The organism is Flavobacterium gilvum (assembly GCF_001761465.1).
GTDB classification, from domain to species: Bacteria; Bacteroidota; Bacteroidia; order Flavobacteriales; family Flavobacteriaceae; genus Flavobacterium; species Flavobacterium gilvum.
Map to the genome: position 1 here is coordinate 2288442 of NZ_CP017479.1, position 20632 is coordinate 2309073.

General features: G+C 32.2%; 17 protein-coding genes and 2 pseudogenes. 5 read left to right on the forward strand and 14 right to left on the reverse strand.

Going from position 1 to position 20632, the window contains the following annotated elements; all coding sequences use genetic code 11:
* Positions 1-129: 129 nt before the first annotated feature.
* From EM308_RS09585 to EM308_RS09595, 3 genes and pseudogenes are all read right to left on the reverse strand, one after another.
* Positions 130-1551: a glycosyltransferase family 2 protein gene (locus tag EM308_RS09585; RefSeq protein ID WP_035641048.1), complete on the reverse strand. Its 1422-nt coding sequence runs from the start codon at positions 1549-1551 to the stop codon at positions 130-132.
* A 98-nt stretch (positions 1552-1649) separates the two neighbouring features.
* The gene (locus tag EM308_RS09590; RefSeq protein WP_035641047.1) at positions 1650-2711 is read right to left on the reverse strand and encodes a HEAT repeat domain-containing protein; all 1062 of its coding nucleotides are present in this window, start codon (positions 2709-2711) and stop codon (positions 1650-1652) included.
* Between the two features lie 255 nt (positions 2712-2966).
* Positions 2967-3233, reverse strand: a pseudogene (locus EM308_RS09595) (DUF2400 family protein); the annotation flags it as partial.
* A gap of 85 nt (positions 3234-3318) precedes the next feature.
* Here EM308_RS09595 and EM308_RS09600 point away from each other — a divergent pair.
* The gene (locus tag EM308_RS09600; RefSeq protein WP_035641102.1) at positions 3319-4083 is read left to right on the forward strand and encodes a TIGR02757 family protein; all 765 of its coding nucleotides are present in this window, start codon (positions 3319-3321) and stop codon (positions 4081-4083) included.
* 113 nt (positions 4084-4196) lie between these two features.
* On the opposite strand, the gene EM308_RS09605 is transcribed toward EM308_RS09600, so the two are convergent.
* The 4 genes from EM308_RS09605 to istA all read right to left on the reverse strand — a co-directional run bounded on the left by EM308_RS09605 (position 4197) and on the right by istA (position 9108).
* Positions 4197-5393, reverse strand: coding sequence for a Wadjet anti-phage system protein JetD domain-containing protein (locus tag EM308_RS09605; RefSeq protein ID WP_070261821.1), 1197 nt, complete (start codon positions 5391-5393; stop codon positions 4197-4199).
* Positions 5390-6634, reverse strand: coding sequence for an SbcC/MukB-like Walker B domain-containing protein (locus tag EM308_RS09610; RefSeq protein ID WP_070261822.1), 1245 nt, complete (start codon positions 6632-6634; stop codon positions 5390-5392). The genes EM308_RS09605 and EM308_RS09610 overlap by 4 nt, the downstream gene beginning before the upstream one ends.
* A gap of 172 nt (positions 6635-6806) precedes the next feature.
* Positions 6807-7544: an IS21-like element helper ATPase IstB gene (istB, locus tag EM308_RS09615; protein ID WP_035634847.1), complete on the reverse strand. Its 738-nt coding sequence runs from the start codon at positions 7542-7544 to the stop codon at positions 6807-6809.
* 16 nt (positions 7545-7560) lie between these two features.
* Positions 7561-9108 (reverse strand): IS21 family transposase, encoded by a 1548-nt coding sequence (gene istA / locus EM308_RS09620; protein WP_035634844.1) that lies wholly within the window; start codon positions 9106-9108, stop codon positions 7561-7563.
* A 164-nt stretch (positions 9109-9272) separates the two neighbouring features.
* Between istA and EM308_RS09625 the strand changes: the two genes are divergently transcribed.
* Complete coding sequence (locus EM308_RS09625) at positions 9273-10529, forward strand: recombinase family protein (RefSeq protein ID WP_156101307.1); 1257 nt, start codon at positions 9273-9275, stop codon at positions 10527-10529.
* Between the two features lie 28 nt (positions 10530-10557).
* Here the strand turns inward: EM308_RS09625 and EM308_RS09630 are convergent.
* From EM308_RS09630 to EM308_RS09640, 3 genes and pseudogenes are all read right to left on the reverse strand, one after another.
* Positions 10558-11064: pseudogene (locus tag EM308_RS09630) on the reverse strand (DUF2400 domain-containing protein); the annotation flags it as partial.
* Between the two features lie 4 nt (positions 11065-11068).
* Complete coding sequence (locus EM308_RS09635; protein WP_035634840.1) at positions 11069-12766, reverse strand: LIC_10190 family membrane protein; 1698 nt, start codon at positions 12764-12766, stop codon at positions 11069-11071.
* Between the two features lie 3 nt (positions 12767-12769).
* Entirely contained in the window at positions 12770-13465 is a 696-nt protein-coding gene (locus EM308_RS09640) for an ABC transporter ATP-binding protein (RefSeq protein WP_035634837.1), read from the reverse strand.
* Between the two features lie 413 nt (positions 13466-13878).
* Between EM308_RS09640 and EM308_RS09645 the strand changes: the two genes are divergently transcribed.
* A complete protein-coding gene (locus tag EM308_RS09645) occupies positions 13879-14199 on the forward strand; it encodes a hypothetical protein (RefSeq protein WP_035634835.1) in 321 nt (106 codons plus the stop codon).
* A gap of 3 nt (positions 14200-14202) precedes the next feature.
* On the opposite strand, the gene EM308_RS09650 is transcribed toward EM308_RS09645, so the two are convergent.
* The 4 genes from EM308_RS09650 to EM308_RS09665 form a co-directional block, all read right to left on the reverse strand.
* On the reverse strand, positions 14203-14730 hold the full coding sequence (locus tag EM308_RS09650; RefSeq protein WP_035634833.1) for an NADPH-dependent FMN reductase: 528 nt from the start codon (positions 14728-14730) through the stop codon (positions 14203-14205).
* A gap of 111 nt (positions 14731-14841) precedes the next feature.
* A complete protein-coding gene (ychF, locus tag EM308_RS09655; protein WP_035634831.1) occupies positions 14842-15936 on the reverse strand; it encodes a redox-regulated ATPase YchF in 1095 nt (364 codons plus the stop codon).
* A gap of 351 nt (positions 15937-16287) precedes the next feature.
* Positions 16288-17451 (reverse strand): hypothetical protein, encoded by a 1164-nt coding sequence (locus EM308_RS09660; protein ID WP_035634829.1) that lies wholly within the window; start codon positions 17449-17451, stop codon positions 16288-16290.
* Positions 17452-17592: 141 nt separating this feature from the next.
* Positions 17593-17943: a 4Fe-4S dicluster domain-containing protein gene (locus EM308_RS09665; RefSeq protein ID WP_035634827.1), complete on the reverse strand. Its 351-nt coding sequence runs from the start codon at positions 17941-17943 to the stop codon at positions 17593-17595.
* Between the two features lie 159 nt (positions 17944-18102).
* Between EM308_RS09665 and EM308_RS09670 the strand changes: the two genes are divergently transcribed.
* Together EM308_RS09670 and serC are read left to right on the forward strand one after the other, a co-directional pair.
* Positions 18103-19161, forward strand: a complete 1059-nt coding sequence (locus EM308_RS09670) for an acyl-CoA reductase (protein WP_035634825.1) — start codon at positions 18103-18105, stop codon at positions 19159-19161.
* Between the two features lie 310 nt (positions 19162-19471).
* Complete coding sequence (serC, locus tag EM308_RS09675; protein ID WP_035634823.1) at positions 19472-20545, forward strand: 3-phosphoserine/phosphohydroxythreonine transaminase; 1074 nt, start codon at positions 19472-19474, stop codon at positions 20543-20545.
* Positions 20546-20632 lie beyond the last annotated feature (87 nt).

The window sequence follows — 20632 nt, forward strand, 5'->3', positions numbered from 1 at the left end:
TCGATACTATTTTTTATAGTATTGTTGAAAAACGTTATTGGTTTGAAATTATTCATTTTGAATAAAATAAAAGGTTCATTTGTTGAGCTTATGCTTTACGATTATTTTTTTATTCTAAAATTTGGGAACTTATTCAGGTTTTGTGCTAAAGCCTTGTCGTTGCATATTTCCCCAATTTTGTTCTTTTTGCCTTATAAAATGATAATATCCTTTTAATGAAGCATATAAGTTTACAGGATGATAAACAAAGGGTTCAATAACTGCCATGAGAATCAGAATCATTAATTCCCTTGCATTGGCATAATTTTTATAAATGACATCGTCCAAAAAGATTGATGTAATCGTAATAATTAAATAGAAAAAATAAACCACTACCGAGATGTAAAAAAAGAACAGGTAATTCACTTCAAAAAATATTAGAAATAATATAGTAGCAATCATTCCAACTACTTCGATAACGGGTATCATAAATTCGAAAATGAAAAAGTATGGAAGAATGAAAAAAGCGGTTCTTTGATATTTTGGCTTAAATAATAAATTTTTATGCAAAAACAAGGTTTGAATCAACCCTCTTGCCCATCGCATTCGTTGTCGTATCAAAATGGTTTTATTTCCCGGAACCTCTGTCCAGCACAAGGATTCAGGTATGTATTTTATTGCGAAAGGAAGTTTGTTTTCATACATGTATTTTCGCATTCGCATAACGAGTTCCATGTCTTCACCCAATGATTTGTGCCAATAACCACCTGCTTTAATTACGATTTCTTTATCGAATAGACCCAACGCACCCGAAACTAATAACAAACTGTTAATTTGACTCAAAGCCATTCGGCCCATAAGAAAAGCTCTTACATATTCTAATTCCTGAAAACGGGCGTACCATCCGGTTGGGAAATGAATTTTGACAAGGAATCCGTCTTTTACCTCACACGAATTGGAGCTTCGGATACCGGCTCCGGTAGCAATTATTCTTTTTTTATTTTCTATAAAGGGTTTTGCCAGTTTTATAATAGCGTCACTTTTCAGAATACAATCAACGTCTGTACATAAAATTAATGGGTATTTTGTAGAATTAATACCTGTGTTGGAAGCATCTGCTTTGCTTTTTCGGTTTTCTTTATCAACAACCAAAAGTTTGGAATATATAGGATTTGTCGATTTGTAATGGCCTCTTACAGGGCCTGTTGGTATTTTGGCTTCATAATAAAAATCGACTTTGACCAATTCAAACTCTCGTATCAGTTTTTCGAGAGTATCGTCTGTACTTCCATCGTTGATTAAAACCACTTCGTATTTAGGGTAGTTAAGTGATAATAATGATTTTATATTATAAACTACAGTCGCACCTTCATTGAAGGCGGGTGCAATCACAGATACGCCAGGAATATGATTGGATTTTACCAATACATTATTTGTAATAAAATGCTTTGTGTTGAGGTATTGTTTTATTCCATAATACGATAAGAACGCCAATGTTAGATATAACAGGATGTAGGTTATGGAAAATAATCCCACGAATATTTCATATATATCTAATAGAATTTTCATCATGATAGTAATCTTTTATGTTTGGTTTTAATTTTAAGATTGTATTTGATTCCAGAGTATTTTACTAAGGCTGTTCTTTGTGTTTTAGATATTTTATACTATTACAAATAACGAGTCTTGACATGCTTAACCATTTTTTGGACATCTTCATTATCCAAAAAGTGATCTTCAAAATAATGGGGGTTTATTTTATTGAGACAATACACGGCATCAAGTTTAATGTCTTCGTCTGTTTTGTCAATCAATAATTGAGCAATGAAATTCTCAGAATCTGTCATTCCAATGGTGGAAAGCGTATTGAAAATTTCCAATTTATTTTTAATGTCTTCATGACAAAATTGTTCAATCAGTTCTTGTTCAGCTTCGGAAATAAATAAAAACTGGACAGCATGAATTGCTTCAAAACGTACTAACTTATTGGGGTGCCTTAGCAATTTTACAATAATTTCATGCTCGTTATTGTAATTGTAAAACATCATCAGTTTAAGGCCTAACTTTATGATGGTGTCATTCTCAGAAACAATCCATTTATCCAGATTGGTAGGTATTTTTGTTTTTTTCTGATGCAGAATATCCATGATATTTATTTCTTCTGCGATAGTAATTTGATGCGAAGAATCAAGAAGTGTTTCTAAATTTTCAGGTTCCAATGATATTAACGCAAGAAATGCACTAGATTTTACATTTCTGTTCTTGTGATGCAATAATGGTTTGATAAATGTGATTCCTTTTTTGTATTCCAAAGACTCCAATTGGGATATTCCTAAGCACTTAAAATAGAATCGTCGACTTTTTAAAAGCTTTTTGGTGTATTCGAACAGGTCAAATTGTTCATATAAAAAATGGAAGGTGTTGGTTACTTCTCCTTTTAAATTTAATTTTAAAAAAATAATTTCGCTTAAAATTAAATTTTTGCACCATCTTTTTTCAAAAGGGATTGTTTTTTTGAACTGTTCTATTTCGTTAAAAAAAGATTGTTCATCAAAAGGGGAAAAAATCATATTAGTCAGGAAACTGTCTATTTCACTTTTGGCAGCTTCCCACTTGGGTTTGAATATATCATATCTGAATCTATTGATGACTAAAACAGTTATCAATATAAGAAAACCACAAATTAATATGGGTAAAACATGGAGGACAAAATAATAAACTAATACATCCATAAATAAGAAATTAGTAAGTAATACTTTCGTAAAACTAGGCTTATTTTTGGGGGTGTATTTTTTAGTTTTTTTTGATACTAAAAACTTTAGCAAATGTAATGATTATTCTGCGGTGTGAAGTAAGATATTTCTAAACTCGTTCATTGTGAGTTTTTTATGTTGTGTTTTTCAGAAGAAAATATAAAACTGTTTTTTTTTATGTTAATTGTTTATTAAAATTGAAATTTAAGGAAAGGGGCAATTCCTTTTTTAACATTAAAAACCTTCAAAAACGCCTAATCCAAATAGTGCAAAATCATATTTTACAGGGTCAATAGGATCCAATTCTCTAAGTTTTGAATCCAATTCAGCCAAAGCTTTTCCGTCGTTTTGTTTTCGGGTCAACAAGCCTAGTTTTCGAGCCACATTTCCAGAATGCACATCGAGAGGGCAGGACAGGATTGAAGGTGGAATGTTTTTCCAGATCCCTAAATCAACGCCTTTGTTGTCTTGGCGGCAAAGCCACCTTAACATCATGTTGATGAGTATAATTAAGGATGCTTAAATTTAAAATGATAAAAACTATATTTGCATAGATATAAAGCCTTAAAATCGATAAAACATGGCTATCTCTGAAAATGAGCTAAAAGATTTCCTAGATTCGAAAGTCCTCCAATATAATACAATTGACTTTGTTGAACCAGACCCAATAAGCGTACCTCATCGATATTCATTAAAAGAAGATGTTGAAATTGCAGGTTTTTTAGCTTCAACAATAGCATGGGGTAATCGAAAAATGATTACTAAAAATGGTCATCGGATGATGGACTTACTAGGTAATTCACCGTATGATTTTGTCATGAGTCACGATGAGTATCAATTGGAAAGATTAGAAGGCTTTGTGCATAGGACTTTTAATTCAGAAGATTTTAAATATTTCATAAAAGCATTAAATCACATTTATACAAATCATGGCGGTTTAGAAAACATTTTCAATATTTATCAAACAGAAGATTCATTGCAACTAGCGATTCATGAGTTTAATAAAATATTTTTTGAAATACCTCATCGAGAAAGAACCAAAAAACATGTTGCTGACCCTTCTAAAGGTTCAGTTGCAAAACGAATTAATATGTGCCTTCGGTGGTTCGTTAGAAATGATAATACTGGTGTTGATTTAGGCATTTGGAAGAACATCTCGCCATCAAAACTATCATGCCCTCTTGATGTACATTCTGGAAATGTAGCACGAAAACTTGGGCTATTAGATAGAAAACAAAATGATGGAAAAGCATTAGCCGAATTAGATACTAGTTTAAGATTTTTAGACCCAATTGACCCAGTAAAATATGATTTTGCCTTATTTGGACTTGGTATTTTTGAAGGATTTTAGTTTTATTAAATCAAATGACATATAGACACTAGGAACATGAATCGTAGATTTGTAATCCACATCCTGCCTAAACTATTAATTTTAAATATGCTTTAGACATTTTATTCTTAAAGTCACTCCATTTTGTTGTTTTGATAAGCCAATGGCTGTGAGGGGCTGGTTATTTCATTTTCAAAGTATTTGTTTACATAGTCAAATGGAATCTTTTCTTGTTCAAGACGCCAATTGTTTGCTTTTAAAATTGTATATAGTGCTTGTTCATCATCAGTTAGATAAAGTTGTCCTGTTTTATTAGTTAATGTACCGTTGTCGTTTTCAAAGAATTTGTCAAAAGTTTTTTTATCCATTAGAACACTTTTTGTCTGGGGAAAATAGCCTCTAAATTGCGATAAAATTTCAAATCCCTGAACATCAATATCACCCCAATAAAGTAATTCAAGATTTGTAAACCAGTCTACATTTTTAATATTGGAAACACTGAAACCACTTCCAAATATTGCAATTGTTTTATCCATTCTTGGAAGTGTCAAGGTGGTATAAAGTGTCGTTTTATTTTCAACAACTATCACTTTTTGTAGTGGTATATTAAGTTTTTCAAATTGACTTACGGGAATTGCAATGTCGTCTAGGCCAGTAAAGAAATTGAGACTTATTTCCTTGTCAAGTATTATAAATCGAACTAATGGCTCACTGAATTTCAGGTTGAATCTTTTCTCAAAGTTTTTTTCTTGAATATTCACAAACTCTGTTATGAGTACATCAAGTATATCTCTTATGATTGCTTGATTTCTTTCAACAAACTTTGTGTGAACGTTAATTGGCAATTCTCTTATATAAAGATTAGGTGCAGGATTTTCTTTGAAAAAACTACAAACCTTTAAAATACCTTCCCATTCATTTTGATTTTGAATTATCCTTGAAGGATTTTGAATAACCCACTCCTTTAACTCTGGAAAGATGGAAATAATCTTTTCATAATTTACTTTGAAAAGTTCCACTTCCTTCTCTTTGCTTAAATATTTTAGCAAGTCCATCTCCGTGTCGAAATAGATGGTGGTTGGTAGGTCTTGAGTACCTAAATGTTTTGTTTTTACTTTTTGAAAATCTATTGTGTAACCGAAGCTTTTTTTTTCTTTTGAGTGGCTAATTAATAGAAGAATCTCCTTTTCAAATTCGGGTAATGATGATTTGTTATAACCTTTATCACCACGAATGACAAGCTGAGTGAAAGGTTTTTCATCAACTATTGATTGAAGTAACGAAAGATACTTTCTACCTGCTTTAACTTTTATTTCGTTTGGACTTATCATTGACTAACAAAATTTGATTTTTCTTTCTTGAACTGTTCAATTGGCATATCATATAGCCAAGAATACTTTTCTTCTTTTCGTTCAACAAAATGAACAAATGAAATGTCATTTTCTACAATGTGAATATTGTCACTTGGAGTAACTACCAATAGTTGAAGATGGAGTTGTTTACAAAGAGTAATCAAATATCTTGCTTTATCTTCGTCTTGTGCCTTAAATGCTTCATCAATAGCAATAAATCGGAAAGAGTTGCTTTGTAGACCTTCTTTTGTTAAACCAAATTGATAAGCAATAGCCGAACCTAATATTGTATAAGTTAATTGTGCTTTTTCTCCACCCGAAAGTTGCCCCATGTTTTCATATGTCTTGAACTTCGCATTAGTTTCTTTATAAAATTCTTCTGCCTTATAACTAAACCAAGAACGAACTTCCATTACTTTCTTTCGCCAATCCTCTTTATCTAATTTTGTGATTAGAGGTTCAATATTGTTATAGAAATGATTCTTACGACCATCTATTGAAGCATCTATTTCTCTAATATTTGGAATTGCATTATTCAGCAAGGTTCTAAATTCTTTTACCTCATCACTAATTCGGTTTGGAGCTACAATTTGAATGTAAGTTTTAAAATCCTTATCTCTAAAATCAATTTCCCTTAATGAATCATTCAAAAGACGGATATTCTCTTTTATGGAATCAGACCAATTTTCAAAGAACATTCTAAAGTCACCAACTTTGTTGGTTATGGTTTCTTGCAAATACTCGTTGAATTTCTTTTCAAACTTTGGTAAATTGTCATTTACCAATTGTTTCAGTAACGTCTGGTATTCACTGATGAATTCCAAATGTGTTGATTCAGGAAGACGACTAACATCTGAACGCCAGTCTTTGAATTTATCAATGATTTCTTGAGATGGTTGTTTAAAGGAATTTATTTTTAGTTTTACTTCATCCTCATTTGCTCGTTTATCATTATCTAATACAGAAATCTTCCTTGAAAGCTCTTTTTGAAATTCTGTTTGTGTTGTTTTTAAGCTAGAATATTCTACTTTTTCTAATTGTGGGTTTTGACTTTCAAACTCTGTTGAATCAATATGCCCAAAAGTTTCGAGTAGTTTTTTGTTATCATTTAATTCAGAACCAACACTTTTTATATCTGATTCTAACTGAAATATTTCTCTATCTTTATCTTTGATAACAACATCAGATAGTTCCTTCAACTTTCCTTTAACTCCTTCCAATTGCTTTTGAAGTGTAAATTCCAGTGATATTGACCACCCAATTCCAATTTAAAGTGACCACCTGATTCCAATTCAAAATGACCACCTAATTCCGGAGCAAAGTGACCACCCCGTTTTCATAAAAAACTACTTTTTTTCATGCGCTAATTAGTACTCAAATATACTTAAAATATTATTCCTTGTTTATTCCTCTTTTCTTTCTCATAGATTCCCCATGCAATTCGAGTCTGTGGGCTTGATGTATAAGTCTATCCAAAATTGCGTCAGCTATAGTTTTTTCGCCAATTATATCATACCAACCTTGTACAGGAATTTGCGATGTAACAATTATAGAACCGTTATTATGCCTGTCTTCAATAATCTCCAAAAGTGTAATTCGGTTTTGACTATCTAATGCCTGGAGTCCAAAATCGTCAAGTATGATAACGTCTTGCCTTTCAATTTTGGCAAGTTCTCTTAGGTAAGAACCATCTGCTTTGGCCATTTTTAATTTAGCAAACAGCTTCGAAGTATTAAAATAGCTTACTTTATAGCCATGAATACAGGCTTGGTAACCCAATGCGGTACCTAAATAACTTTTGCCTACACCTGTACTTCCTGTGATTAAGATGTTTTCATTTTTTTCAACAAATTCGCATTCTGCCAGACGAAGAACTGTATTCCGGTCAAGATTGCGGGATACATCAAAATTGACATTTTCAATATTTGATTTGTAATGGAATTTAGCATTCTTTATACTGCGTTCTATACGACGATTGTGCCTTTCGTCCCATTCAGCATCAATAATCATCGATACAAATTGATCGAGTGTGTAGTGGTCTGTTCTTCCGCTTTCAATCGCTGTTTTAAAAGCATTAAACATTCCGTAAAGTTTCATTTGTCTCATTTTTGTTACTGTGGATTCATTCATGTTTTTAAGATTTAATTTAATTATAATACTGTTTGCCTCTTATGTTTCCGTGGTTCGGAAGTTCATGCTCAGGTTCCTGTTCTAAATCAATACGATCTAAGTTGTTTTCTAAAATATTTTGGATGGTCTTAAAATTGTAAATTCTAAAGTCAAGCGCTCGTTTACAGGCATTTATTAATCGCTGCTTACCAACCTTTTTTTCAAAGTTTAGTATTCCTAAACAACTTTTATAAGCCTGTTCAGGATGGTTTCTGCTTTCGATTATCTGCATAATATATTCTCCTACTGACTCATCAATACTACCTGCCCAATCAATGAATCGAGCAGCACTCCACTGAGCTACAAACTGATGTGAACTGGCTAAATGTTCTGGAGTTGTGGTATAGACATAAGGTTTGTAATTTCGCTGATGAACCGCTATTCGATTGTATTTATAATAGATCTCTACGGTTGATCTTGTGTACAAGAGTTTCGTTTTTTTCTTTACATATTGATACGGAACGCTGTAATAATTTTTGTCTTGACTTAATTGGACATGACCATTTTGCATTACCGTTGCAAAGGATTGATATTTGATTTCAAAGCGTTCTTGTGGTAGTGGACGCAGTTTTTGTTTCTCATCTTCTACAAACAATTCTTTTCGTGAGTAAGGACGACCTGTTAGTTTTCGATTATTATGAATGTCTAATAAATCCCATATCTGTTGGTTTAATTCTTCTAGAGAAAAGAATTTGGTTTCTTTTAGTGTTACATAAATTCTTCTGTATAATATCTTTACAGCCCCTTCAACTAATGACTTATCTCTAGGTTTATAAGCTCTAGTTGGCAAGATTGTAGTTTCGTAATGTTCCGCTAAGTCGGCTAAAGTTTCATTAATTGTTGGCTCAAAACGACTGCTTTTTATTACTGCAGATTTTAAATTATCTGGAACAATTGCTGCAGGAGTGCCTTCAAAAAAGCGCATGGCATTTTCTACAGAAGTAACAAAATCTTCCTTTTGCTGGCTCATAGAAGCTTCAGCATAGGTGTATTGACTAGCCCCTAATATAGCCACAAAGAATTGTACTTCTTTGATTTCTCCAGTGTCGCTATCAATAATGGATAGTGTTTTTCCAGCATAATCAACATACATTTTATCACCGGATTTATGATTCATATGCATCACTGGATTGACTTGTTTACTCCATACTTTGTAATAATGAGCAAATTGAGAACTCCTGTAACCATCAGGGTTTATGGCAGCATATTGTTCCCACATATGTTGTATGGTAACGCCAACTTTTTTTAGCTCACGCTCCATTTTAGGAAAATAATTATGGAGTGTTTGTAATTTGGGACTAATTGATTCCACAGTAGTCTGTGAAAACAAAAGTTCTAGTTCAGCATCTGTTTTTTTATCAATAAATTCAAAGTTTAATCCGAGAACTTCAAATAAAGAAATATACTTCTTTACCGTATTCCTAGAAAGGGATAAGTAGCTACTTATAAATAACTTACTTTTTCCATCACAATAGAATTTAATTACTTTTCTAATTTTACTCATGTCTGTTATTTTGTTTGCCATAATCCGCTTTTTTTTTGCGAATGTATGGTTCTAACGACATGAAAAAGTCTGTAGTTTTTAATAATTAATTTACCCCAAAATTAGGTGGTCAATTTGAACTGGAATGGGGTGGTCAGTTTGCTCTGGAACTGGTGGTCAATTTATACTGGAAAGAGGTGGTCAATTTGACCGTTTTTTCCAATGAGGATGAAGCAGAACATGTTAGAAAAATATTTCAATGGAAATTAGAAGGGCTTGGTAATTATATAATTGCAAAAAAATTAATTGAGTCTAAAGTTCCAACACGTCAAAATTCTAATTGGCGTGGAGTTACGGTTGATGGTATTATAAAAAACAAGATATACAAGGGTATAAGGGAGTGGAATAAGGATGATTTAGAAAATTATTTTGAAGTAAATCTAGATAAATATATTATTGACCCAGAACTTTGGGACAAGGTAAATAAAGTATATAAAGAGAATATAAAGAATGTTGGTAAAAAACAACAATTCAACTATTTACTAGATGACATACTGTATTGTGGAAAGTGTGGACAGAAATATTTTGGTAAAAAACGAGTCCAAAGCACTGATTCTTCATATAGATGTAGAGGAATGGTTAAGTTTGCTAATCATGTATGTCGTGATAACAGAGGTGTTAACATTGAAAAAATGGATACGTTTGTTATAAAGCATTTATTTGAAAATAAATCTTTAAAAGAATTGCTAATTAATGCTCCTAAAAATGAAGGTGAGCTGTCTGTTTTAAGACAAAATTTAGCTGATTTAACTAAAAAGAAGGATGCTGAAATAAAAAATAAAAACAAACTCTATAAACTATTGTCAAATCCTGATTTAGAATATGATGACCAGCTAATAAATGATTATACAAAATCAAAAAATAAACTGGGTAAGCTAACTGATGAAATTAATGAATTGTCTCAAAAAATAGCTGAAGTTGGAAATTTGAAGAGAAATGATTTAACAAAGACCCTAATTGAAAGTTATACAAAAGATATTGATTTTGGTATATTGAAAAAACTAGTTAATTCACTAATTGAAAGAATAGAAATAGATTATGACCGTAAACCTAGCTCTCATGGCGGTGTTTTTCAATTTAAAATCAAGTATAAAAACTTTGAAGAATCTTCTTTGTTTATGTCAAAATCAACGTTATACGAATATTTCTGGATTGGCTATAATAGAACACAAAGTATTACCCCTGAAGATTTAGAAGAAGACAGAGAAATGGAAAAAGGAATTTTATCTTATAAATTTAAGATTAATTCAGAAGAGGATTATTTAAACTATTTGAAAGAAAATAGTTTAGAATTAAAAGATGAGGAAAATCCTTGGAGTAAAAATTTTATTGGAAATGAGATTTCAACGTCTATGAATGAAAAAATTATTTTTACAAAGGAAGAATTAATAAATGTTAATTGATTTCAGCGTCCTTAATTGTATGTTTCAACATATTTATCCTTTTTGCAGCTGAACCGTTCATTGGGTCGGAGATGTGTTTTTGGGTTCGGTTTTGATGCGGAATTTCAAAAAACAGTTTCTTGAACTCAGAAATACTTTTTTGTATCGAATCCGTTTCTTGATACTTAGCAAAAACAGTTTCCAATCCGCCGTGATTTTTATAAATATGCTGTAATCCTTTGATAAAACCAATAAAATCATGACCGTTGAAAGTCCTGTGAACAAAGGATTCCAATCGTTCCAAGTCGGCTTCCTGATGCGACATCACAAAATCATACGGTGAATTACCCATCAAATTTATCATTTTATGGGCATTTTTGATAATCATTTTTCTATTTCCCCAAGCTATTGTTGATGCCAGAAAAGCAGCAATTTCAATATCTTCTTTTTGGGTAAATAAATGAGGGATTTGCACAGGGTCGCTTTCGATGAAATCGAGTGTGTTGTATTGAATTACTTTTTCGTCTAGAAAAGATTTGAGTTCTGTTTGGTTCATTGTTTTATTCTTTCGAAGTTTTTTTGGCGTAAAAACCATCTTTTAAATCGGCAGTCCGCATTTGTGGTTTTACATGGTAATAGTAATCAAAATATTCGATTTGGTCTTTATTGACGCAAGGAAGTTTTCCATCTCCAGTGCTCCAGAAAAAATTATTTTCGACAGGTGAATAAAAATGAAGATTGCCATCTTGAATATATTCAAAAACAGTGTTGGATTTTGTGTTTTTGTATGGAAAAACAACATTTTTGACTGAAAAATTACTTATTGTCAAAACAAATTTATTGTTGGTAAAATCATTTAAATTTATTGGAATTAATAAAATAAATCCGGTTATAAAGAGTGAAAAGTATAGCAATAAAAGGATAATTCTTTTTTGGTTGATGAATAAAGCCATCATGAAAAAAGAAAAAAACAATACAAAATTCATAAAGAATCGATATTGTGGCGAAGTGTAAAACAATAATAAAAGCTGTAGACACATTATAAAGTAAAGTGACCAAATCGCTTTTTTATGTAAATATTTGTAAATGAATATTGGACATAATAAAATCAGAATTAGGCTTAATTTATTGAATAAACCGTGCAATTTGGGTAAACTTATCCATCTTATGAATAATTCATAAAAGGACATTTTGGTGTATTGTTCATAAGTTAAAAAATAACCATACAATTTTGTTTCCTGATAATACAATTGTGCTATTGTTTCCGGAATTCTATACTCGAGTTCAAGGAAATGGAAATTGATTATTGGAAATAAAGGATGACCGCTAATAATTGTGTTTTTAATTACAAAAAGTACCAAAATAAGCGTTCCAGGTAAAGCTGATTTGTGAATTTCTGAAACTAATTTTTTGAAATGTATGAAGAATAAAAGAATCGGAATGAGAACTAATGCGATTGATGTTGTTTTGATAAATAAACAAAAGAGAACCAAAATAACTATGAGTGTAAATTTTTCTGTTTCCAAAGTCTTGAAATTTTCCAAGAAATAAAAGAAGATCAGGAATGAAAAGACATAAATGGGAATATCTGGTGATGGACTGCTGATGAATTGAAAGAAAAAGAGGTTTGCCAATGGAAATAATCCAATGATGAGACAATTCAGATTCTTATTTTTAAGATATTCATTCAATTTTGTAATCGAAAAAATAGTTCCGAGTAAAAGACAAAATCCACTTATGTCATTAAATTTATCATATAAAAATGAAAAGTTATAAGCACTTTGCAGAATATGCCAGCCACTCGTTTGTGCCAAAAAAAAGTGCAGGTTGGCCAGACCTTTTACAAAACCGTATTCGTTAATCCATTTTATGGTTTGGATATAGTAGGATTCGTTGTCTAGAATATAGGGAATCGAAGCGCATTGTGCCAGAATTAAAATTGTGATTATGGCCAAAGCAATTTTCAAAGAGTTTGTCAGTGAAAGTATTTCATCGAAAAAGGATTGGTAAAGAAGCCGAATTTCTTTTTGATAGTTGATGAAAATAGAAAGGTTGGAAAGAAAGAGAACAATATGAAATTCAATATTAATTCTTCCAAAAATTGCCCAAATACTTGTGAAAATGGTGGTTGTAAAAAGACCTAAAACAGAATAGATTACAAAGTTTTGATTTTTTAACTTTAGGAATTTGTCAGTGATAAAACCGAGATTTATTGTTGAAAAAAAGACATAAATCCAGCTCAAAAAAATCAAGACCATTTTCTAAGCTATTATTTGTCCGTCAGACATTACGAGTTTTCTATCTGCCATGCTCGCCAATTCTTCATTGTGAGTAACAATTACAAACGTCTGTCCAAATTCATCCCGTAATTGAAAAAATAACTGATGTAAATTTTCAGCAGAATGTGTATCGAGATTTCCCGAAGGCTCATCGGCAAAAATCACATCAGGTTTATTGATTAAGGCTCTTGCCACTGCAACACGTTGTTGTTCTCCACCAGAAAGTTCGTTTGGTTTGTGGTCAATTCTGTGTGATAAACCCAAATAGTCAAGTAGTTTTTTAGCTTCTTTTTCGACTTCATTTTTTGATTTATTGGCAATATATGACGGAATGCAAACATTTTCCAAAGCCGTAAATTCAGGCAGTAATTGATGAAATTGAAAAATAAACCCCAAATTCAGATTTCTGAATTTTGATAAAGCTTTATCGTTCATCTCCAAGATGTTCTCTCCATTAATAGTCAAAGAAACTTCATTCGTATTGGTTTGTATTCCTCCTTCTGTGGTTTGCGGGCTACTGGGTTTGTCCAAAGTTCCCAAAATTTGCAGCAGCGTAGTTTTTCCTGCGCCTGATGCACCAACAATAGAAACAATTTCGCCTTTTTTTATATGCAAATCCACTCCTTTTAAAACTTCAAGCTGATCGTAATATTTATGTATATTTTTTGCGTGTATCATTTCAAACTGTTTTTACAAAGAAACAAAGTATTTGGTAATTAATCTTAACTCGTTTGTTGTTTTTTTATTTAACCGCAAGGTTCGCAAAGGATGCGCTATGAACACAAAGCTTAGCGAACTTCGCGTAATTCTTTGCTAACCTTGCGGTTAAATTTTTTTGAAAAGGAATTAAGCTTTTTATTAAACTCAGATTAAGCAATAAGAATAAATTTCACGAAGAAACGCAAAGAATACACGAAGATTCGCAAAGAAAAAGTATCTTGTTGAAAATGGCTTTAAAAATTTCGTGGAACTTTGCGAATTCTTTGCGTTTCTTTGCGAAATGAAATCTAATGCGGATTTTCGGTTAAAATATAAAATCCAAAAAAGTAGCGGTTTGATTCGTATATTTATATTCAATTTAATTTCAGGAAATGGAAGCTAATAATGCTGCTACAATAAATAATATTAAAACCAAAAAGCTGGTTTTAGGAATTCTCTTTGATGCTATCGGTATGTTGTCTTTTACCATTCCGTACGTAGGCGAGTTTGGTGATGTTGTTTGGGCGCCATTGGCGGGTTTTTTGATGGCCAAAATGTACGAAGGTAGAGTAGGGAAAGTAGCCTCAATTTTAACTTTTGCGGAAGAAATATTGCCCTTTACAGACGTAGTTCCTTCTTTTACCCTGACTTGGATATATATGTATTGGATTAAAAAAGATGCCGATGTGAAAAAGATAAATCAAGAGAAATAGTGTCTAAAATTGAAAATCTCTGATAATTTCCTTCAACTGACTATCCAATTCAGTATTTGAAATTTTACCGTTTTCGACATCAAAATTATCGTTGAAACTCGGTAATGAAAACACTGCTTTTATGTCGGTATTGAACCGTGGAAAGTTGTTTTTGGCAATTTCCAAAACACTTGCTCCGCCTCTTGCTCCGGGAGAAGTCGCCATTAAAAGCATTGGTTTTCCCTGAAAAATTTTACCATTTATTCGAGAACACCAATCTACTGTGTTTTTGAAAGCTGCACTGTAATTTCCGTTGTTTTCAGCAAGGGAAACAACCAAAAGATCTGCCGATGCAATTTTCTCCAAAAAAGCTTTCGCTAAAGGGTGCTGTCCTATTATTTCTTCCTTATCAACACTGAATAAAGGCATTTCATAATCGTTTAAATCTAATATTTCAGTATCTGTATTTTCGAATAAACCGGCGGCATAAGTTGCCAGTTTTTTGTTGATGGATTTTTTACTTGGACTTCCTGCAAAAGCGATAATTTTCATATAGATTTGTTTTTAATAAAAGTAGTTAAAATCTGTATAGCAATAAAAAAAACTGCTGAATTTCTCCAGCAGTTCTATTCTCTATATGCTATATTCTATGTTCTAAAAAAGTTACACGTTAAATCTAAAGTGCATTACATCTCCATCTTTTACAACGTATTCTTTTCCTTCTACTTTGAATTTTCCGGCTTCTTTTGCTTTTGCTTCAGAACCATACTGAACATAATCCTCATACGAAATCACTTCGGCGCGGATGAATCCTTTTTCAAAATCGGTGTGGATAACCCCTGCGGCTTGTGGCGCGGTGGCTCCAATATTGATTGTCCAGGCACGAACTTCTTTTACACCGGCAGTGAAATACGTTTGTTGTTTCAATAATTTGTAAGCAGCACGAATCAAGACAGATGATCCAGGTTCTGTTAATCCCATATCTTCAAGGAAAACTTGACGCTCTTCGTAGCTTTCTAATTCGGTGATATCGGCTTCAGCACCTACCGAAAGTATGATTACTTCGGCTTCTTCGTCTTTTACCAATTCACGAACCTGATCTACATATTTGTTTCCGCTAACAGCCGAACTTTCATCAACATTGCAAACATACAAAACCGGTTTTGTAGTGATTAATTGGAAAGTTTCCATCAAAACTTCTTCGTCATTGTTTTGTGGAATAACCGTTCTAGCCGATTTTGCTTGCAAAAGAGCTTCTCTAATTCGGTCCAAAAGTGCTTTTTCAACCTGAGCTTCTTTGTTTCCGGTTTTGGCGGCACGATTTACTTTTTCCAAACGTTTTTCAACTGTTTCAAGGTCTTTTAACTGCAATTCGATATCGATGGTTTCTTTGTCGCGGATAGGATTTACATTTCCGTCAACGTGAACGATATTGTCGTTGTCAAAACAACGCAAAACGTGAATGATCGCATTACACTCTCTGATGTTTCCCAAAAATTGATTTCCCAATCCTTCGCCTTTGCTAGCTCCTTTTACCAATCCTGCAATATCCACGATATCAACCGTTGCCATTTGTACGCGCTCCGGTTTTACTAATTCTTCGAGTTTGTTAATTCTTGGGTCAGGTACATTTACTACCCCAATATTAGGTTCGATGGTACAAAACGGAAAGTTGGCACTTTGCGCTTTTGCATTTGATAAACAATTGAATAATGTTGATTTTCCAACATTTGGTAATCCTACAATTCCTGCTTTCATGTTATGTTTGTTTACAAATAACAGATTTGCTGTTACTTATTTTTGGTGATAATCTTTTAAAAGTTTGCAAATATAAGATTTAATAATGCTTGTAAAGCAAATTTTCATTATTTCTTAGAAAAACGCATGAGCTGTTTTTACCGCAAATTCGCAAATTTCAATAAAAAGGTCAATTATAAATTAGCTATTTAGCGAATTAAACAAATCAGCTTCTCAAAAAAATTAAAATTCAGGTTTGTAAGAATTAAATTTGCGAATTTGCGGTCATTTTAAAAACTCATGAGTTTGCCTTTATTTTTTTATACTTTTAATTCTCTTTTGGTGGTGATTTTCGAGTCAATGTGATTCAGGCTAAAAAGATTTCGTGATATTGGTAATTATTTCCAACTCTTTGACTGTCGGGGTCAATCCCGAAACATTCCAATATTCTGTCAATATGGAATTCTTTATATTGAAAAGGGTTTTGTCTTTGAAAACATCACTTTCTTTATAGGTGTAATTTTGAATATTAAAATTGGTTGTCACCAAATTGTTTAGTACTTCGATGTTCTTTACATCATTACCGGTGTTTATGTTGAAATTAATTTCTTCTTTTGAGCTAACCAAATAATAATTTTCCATATCAATTCTGTAATTGGTTTTAAAAACAGATCTTGTTATGTTTTTGGAACCTTTTCCAGTTTCTTCTTTGGCTTCCGCCAATGTGGTTGGAGAAACGACGGCATTTATCTCAACTATTAATTTCTTTTTTACGTCATAAACAATTTTAAAATCATCAAATATTTCGTTTGTTCCTTCGAGAGGAACAGCTGTTATTTCATTGAACTCTTCACCTTGAGGGGATACTTTAATTACAAAATTGAATTTTTTATTTAGTTTATCGTCCATTAACGGTCGGAGCACTGTAAAAAGATAATACTTTTCCATCATATTATTCAGATTGTATCCTAAAAGATTCGAACTGATTTCGTCATCAATTAAACCAAAAGAACGATTTTGTTCTACCAATAAAACCGATTTTACCTTTTTTTGGTCTTTATACAATTGAAAGTTAATGAGTCCGTCATTATAATAAGCGTATTCTCCGTTTAGTTTAAAAAACTCTCTGGAATAGGATTTCAGTCTTGCCGGTACAGTCAGTTTTTTAATGGAATTTTCTACTAAGCTCTTTATTATTTCTTGTGGATGTTGTTTGGTTACAACAATATCATCAAGGGTGTTTTCTTTACTGTTTAAATAAACGATGTTTTGGGGTTGATTTAAAGAAGTCCATTTTAAGATAACTGGTAAATACGAAGAATGTGTCACTTTTACATTTGAACCGCCTTTTAGCTCAAAAACAACTTTCCCTTCACTGTTGGACATCAAAACTTGTTTTGTTTTTAAAACCAATACTACTGCGCCTTCTATTGGCAGATTGGACCCTTTTTCCATTAGGATTAATGTTCTTTCATTGTTTTGTGAAAAAACATAAATGCTCAAAAGAAAATGAAATAAAACAAGTATTTTTTTCATGCTTTTGAATCTAATTAATTTGATTAAATATTTAGTTCTAAAAATAGAAAAAATAAATTAAGTATCATTTTTTATTAAAAAGAAAGGCATAAAAAAACCTGTGCAAAAACACAGGTTTTATATAATTTGAAAAGACAAACACTATTCATTGTGCAAGAAAGCTTGTCTGTTCAATAAAGTTTCTTCGTCTTCAACATGGTTTTCGTCTGGGATACAGCAGTCAACTGGACACACGGCAGCACATTGAGGCTCATCATGGAATCCTTTACATTCTGTACATTTTCCAGGTACAATATAATATATTTCGTCAGAGATTGGCGTTTGTGCCTCATCTGAATCTACTTCCGTTCCATCAGGTAAAACAACTTTACCTTTTAGTTTTGTCCCATCTTTATATCTCCAATCATCTGCACCCTCATATATAGCTGTGTTTGGGCATTCTGGTTCACAAGCCCCGCAGTTTATGCATTCGTCAGTTATAATAATTGCCATTTTCTTTTTAGTCTTAAAGTTAAAAGTCTTAAAGTTCTAAAGCTAAAGAAATCAAAAAAAGACATTCACAGTACTTTGACCTGATGACTTTTGACTTTCGACTTATTTATCCTTATTTTTGCGCAAAATTACAATCAAAACTTTTCATAAACAAACATTATGACATTAGATACAAAAAAAAACGCATTTGTTAAATTAGGCAAATTCTTATGTCAATTCAAAGAAGGGAATTGCATAAAGGATGAAACTGTATTGGGTAATGATTTGTTTTTTGAAAAATTTATCGATTTAATTCAACTTTCACAATCGCATAACGGCTGGTACACTCCAGATCAAGTGTTTTTTTCGATACAATCTTGGGCAGAAGCTTTGACCGAAGAAAATTTGGATAAATGGCTTTCCGGTTATGACCTCAGTAAGGTAGCACCAAAAAAAGTGGCTCTTATATTGGCAGGTAATATTCCTTTGGTTGGATTTCATGATTTTTTATCGGTTTTGATAACGGGGCATGATGTTCTTGTAAAGACATCTTCAAATGATCAACATCTTTTGCCTTTCTTGGTCAATTATCTTATCGCGATTGAATCGGGATTTAAAAACAAAATCACATTTGTAGAAGGGAAAATGGAAGGTTTTGATGCTGTAATTGCCACAGGAAGTAATAATACAGCCCGTTATTTTGAATATTATTTCAAAGAAAAACCGTCTATCATCAGGAAAAATAGAAATTCGGTTGCAGTTTTGAATGGTAACGAAACCAAAGAAGAATTAGTGGCGCTGGGTGAAGATATTTTTAGATATTTTGGTTTAGGATGCCGAAATGTCTCCAAACTTTTTGTTCCAAAAGGATATTCTTTTGATTCCTTTTTTGAAGCTGTTTTCGAATATCAGGATGTGATTCATTATGAGAAATACGCCAATAATTACGATTACAACAAAGCCGTTTTCTTGATGAGTAATTTTAAACTGCTCGATAATGGATTCCTTACCATAAAAGAAGATTCAAGTTACGGTTCGCCTATTTCTAGCGTATTTTATGAATATTATGATGATTTGGGAACATTGGAAAGTAAATTGGAAAGTGAAAACGATCAAATTCAGTGTCTTGTGAGTAATAATTTAGTAAAAAACAGTATTGGATTTGGAACTACACAAAAACCAAATCTATGGGATTACGCAGATAATGTTGACACGATATCGTTTTTGTCAACAATATAAGGCAATGTTTTTTTATATTATTACGAAAAATTCAATGCTTTTTTGGCTCTTATTCCCGAAATTTGCACTTTGAAAATTTTAACAAAGAACTTGGATTAAGATTTTATAGGTTTTTTTCACGCAGATTTCGGCAGATTTTTTTATGGTAAAAAGAAAAAATTTGAGATAATTTGTGTTTGATACGTAATCTGAGTTTAACGAAAAACACTGCTTAAATTGTTCGGAAACAAAATCACATAACCGAATAAAAACGGGTTTTCATTTAATAAATATTTTTTAGACTAATAAAAAAACAAATACTTACTAGATCATGAAAAAACACAACTACAGCGCAGGACCTTGTATTTTACCACAAGAAGTTTTTGAAAAATCAGCTCAGGCAATTTTAAATTTTAATGATTCTGGGTTATCGCTTTTGGAAATTTCGCACCGTAGTAAAGATTTTGTTGCCGTAATGGAAGAAGCAAGAGCTTTGGTTTTGGAGCTTTTGGATTTAAAAGGAAAAGGATATCAAGCTATATTCCTTGGAGGAGGAGCAAGTTTGGAATTTTTGATGATTCCTTACAATATGATGAAAGTAAATGGAAAAGCGGCTTATTTGGATACAGGAACTTGGGCTTCGGCGGCTATCAAAGAAGCAAAATTCTTAGGAGAAACTGTTGTTGTGGCTTCATCAAAAGATCAAAATTATAATAATATCCCAAAAGGATACACTATACCTGCCGATGCTGATTATTTTCACTGCACAAGCAACAACACTATTTTTGGGACTCAAATGAAAGAATTTCCAGAAACCGATTTGCCAATTGTTTGTGATATGAGTTCGGATATTTTTTCAAGAAAATTGGATTTTTCAAAATTCGATATTATTTACGCAGGAGCACAAAAAAATATGGGACCTGCGGGAGCGACTTTAATCGTTATCAAAGAAGAAATTCTTGGTAAAACAGGTCGCGAAATCCCAAGTATGCTGGATTATGCCAAACATATCAAAGCAGAAAGTATGTATAATACGCCACCTGTTTTCTCGGTTTACGCTTCCTTGTTGACTTTGAAATGGTTGAAAAACTTAGGTGGAATTGAGGCTATCGAAAAAATAAATGATGCCAAAGCGGCTTTGCTTTATACTGAAATAGACAGAAATCCATTGTTCAGAGGAACTGCGGCTGTAGAAGATCGATCTAATATGAATGTTACTTTCTTATTAAACGACGAAGCTCATACTGCAAAATTTGATGAATTATGGAAAGCTGCCGGAATTTCGGGATTGCCTGGACATCGTTCAGTAGGAGGTTACAGAGCGTCAATGTACAATGCACTTCCGTTAGAAAGTGTGCAGGTTCTTGTTGATGTGATGAAAGCTTTGGAAACTGAAATTAAGTAATTTAAGGATTAAATAGTTTAAAAATTTTAAATCATATTAGTCTCATTATTACAAAACATTATTGAATCTTTCAATTTTAAATGATTC

What these genes read in the sequence shown, in the direction of transcription:
- EM308_RS09585 (WP_035641048.1), bottom strand. Translation starts at nt 1,551, where the DNA reads ATGATGAAAATTCTATTAGATATATATGAAATATTCGTGGGATTATTT.
- EM308_RS09590 (WP_035641047.1), bottom strand. Translation starts at nt 2,711, where the DNA reads ATGGATGTATTAGTTTATTATTTTGTCCTCCATGTTTTACCCATATTA.
- EM308_RS09605 (WP_070261821.1), bottom strand. Translation starts at nt 5,393, where the DNA reads ATGATAAGTCCAAACGAAATAAAAGTTAAAGCAGGTAGAAAGTATCTT.
- istB (WP_035634847.1), bottom strand. Translation starts at nt 7,544, where the DNA reads ATGAATGAATCCACAGTAACAAAAATGAGACAAATGAAACTTTACGGA.
- istA (WP_035634844.1), bottom strand. Translation starts at nt 9,108, where the DNA reads ATGGCAAACAAAATAACAGACATGAGTAAAATTAGAAAAGTAATTAAA.
- EM308_RS09635 (WP_035634840.1), bottom strand. Translation starts at nt 12,766, where the DNA reads ATGGTCTTGATTTTTTTGAGCTGGATTTATGTCTTTTTTTCAACAATA.
- EM308_RS09640 (WP_035634837.1), bottom strand. Translation starts at nt 13,465, where the DNA reads ATGATACACGCAAAAAATATACATAAATATTACGATCAGCTTGAAGTT.
- EM308_RS09645 (WP_035634835.1), top strand. Translation starts at nt 13,879, where the DNA reads ATGGAAGCTAATAATGCTGCTACAATAAATAATATTAAAACCAAAAAG.
- EM308_RS09650 (WP_035634833.1), bottom strand. Translation starts at nt 14,730, where the DNA reads ATGAAAATTATCGCTTTTGCAGGAAGTCCAAGTAAAAAATCCATCAAC.
- ychF (WP_035634831.1), bottom strand. Translation starts at nt 15,936, where the DNA reads ATGAAAGCAGGAATTGTAGGATTACCAAATGTTGGAAAATCAACATTA.
- EM308_RS09660 (WP_035634829.1), bottom strand. Translation starts at nt 17,451, where the DNA reads ATGAAAAAAATACTTGTTTTATTTCATTTTCTTTTGAGCATTTATGTT.
- EM308_RS09665 (WP_035634827.1), bottom strand. Translation starts at nt 17,943, where the DNA reads ATGGCAATTATTATAACTGACGAATGCATAAACTGCGGGGCTTGTGAA.
- EM308_RS09670 (WP_035634825.1), top strand. Translation starts at nt 18,103, where the DNA reads ATGACATTAGATACAAAAAAAAACGCATTTGTTAAATTAGGCAAATTC.
- serC (WP_035634823.1), top strand. Translation starts at nt 19,472, where the DNA reads ATGAAAAAACACAACTACAGCGCAGGACCTTGTATTTTACCACAAGAA.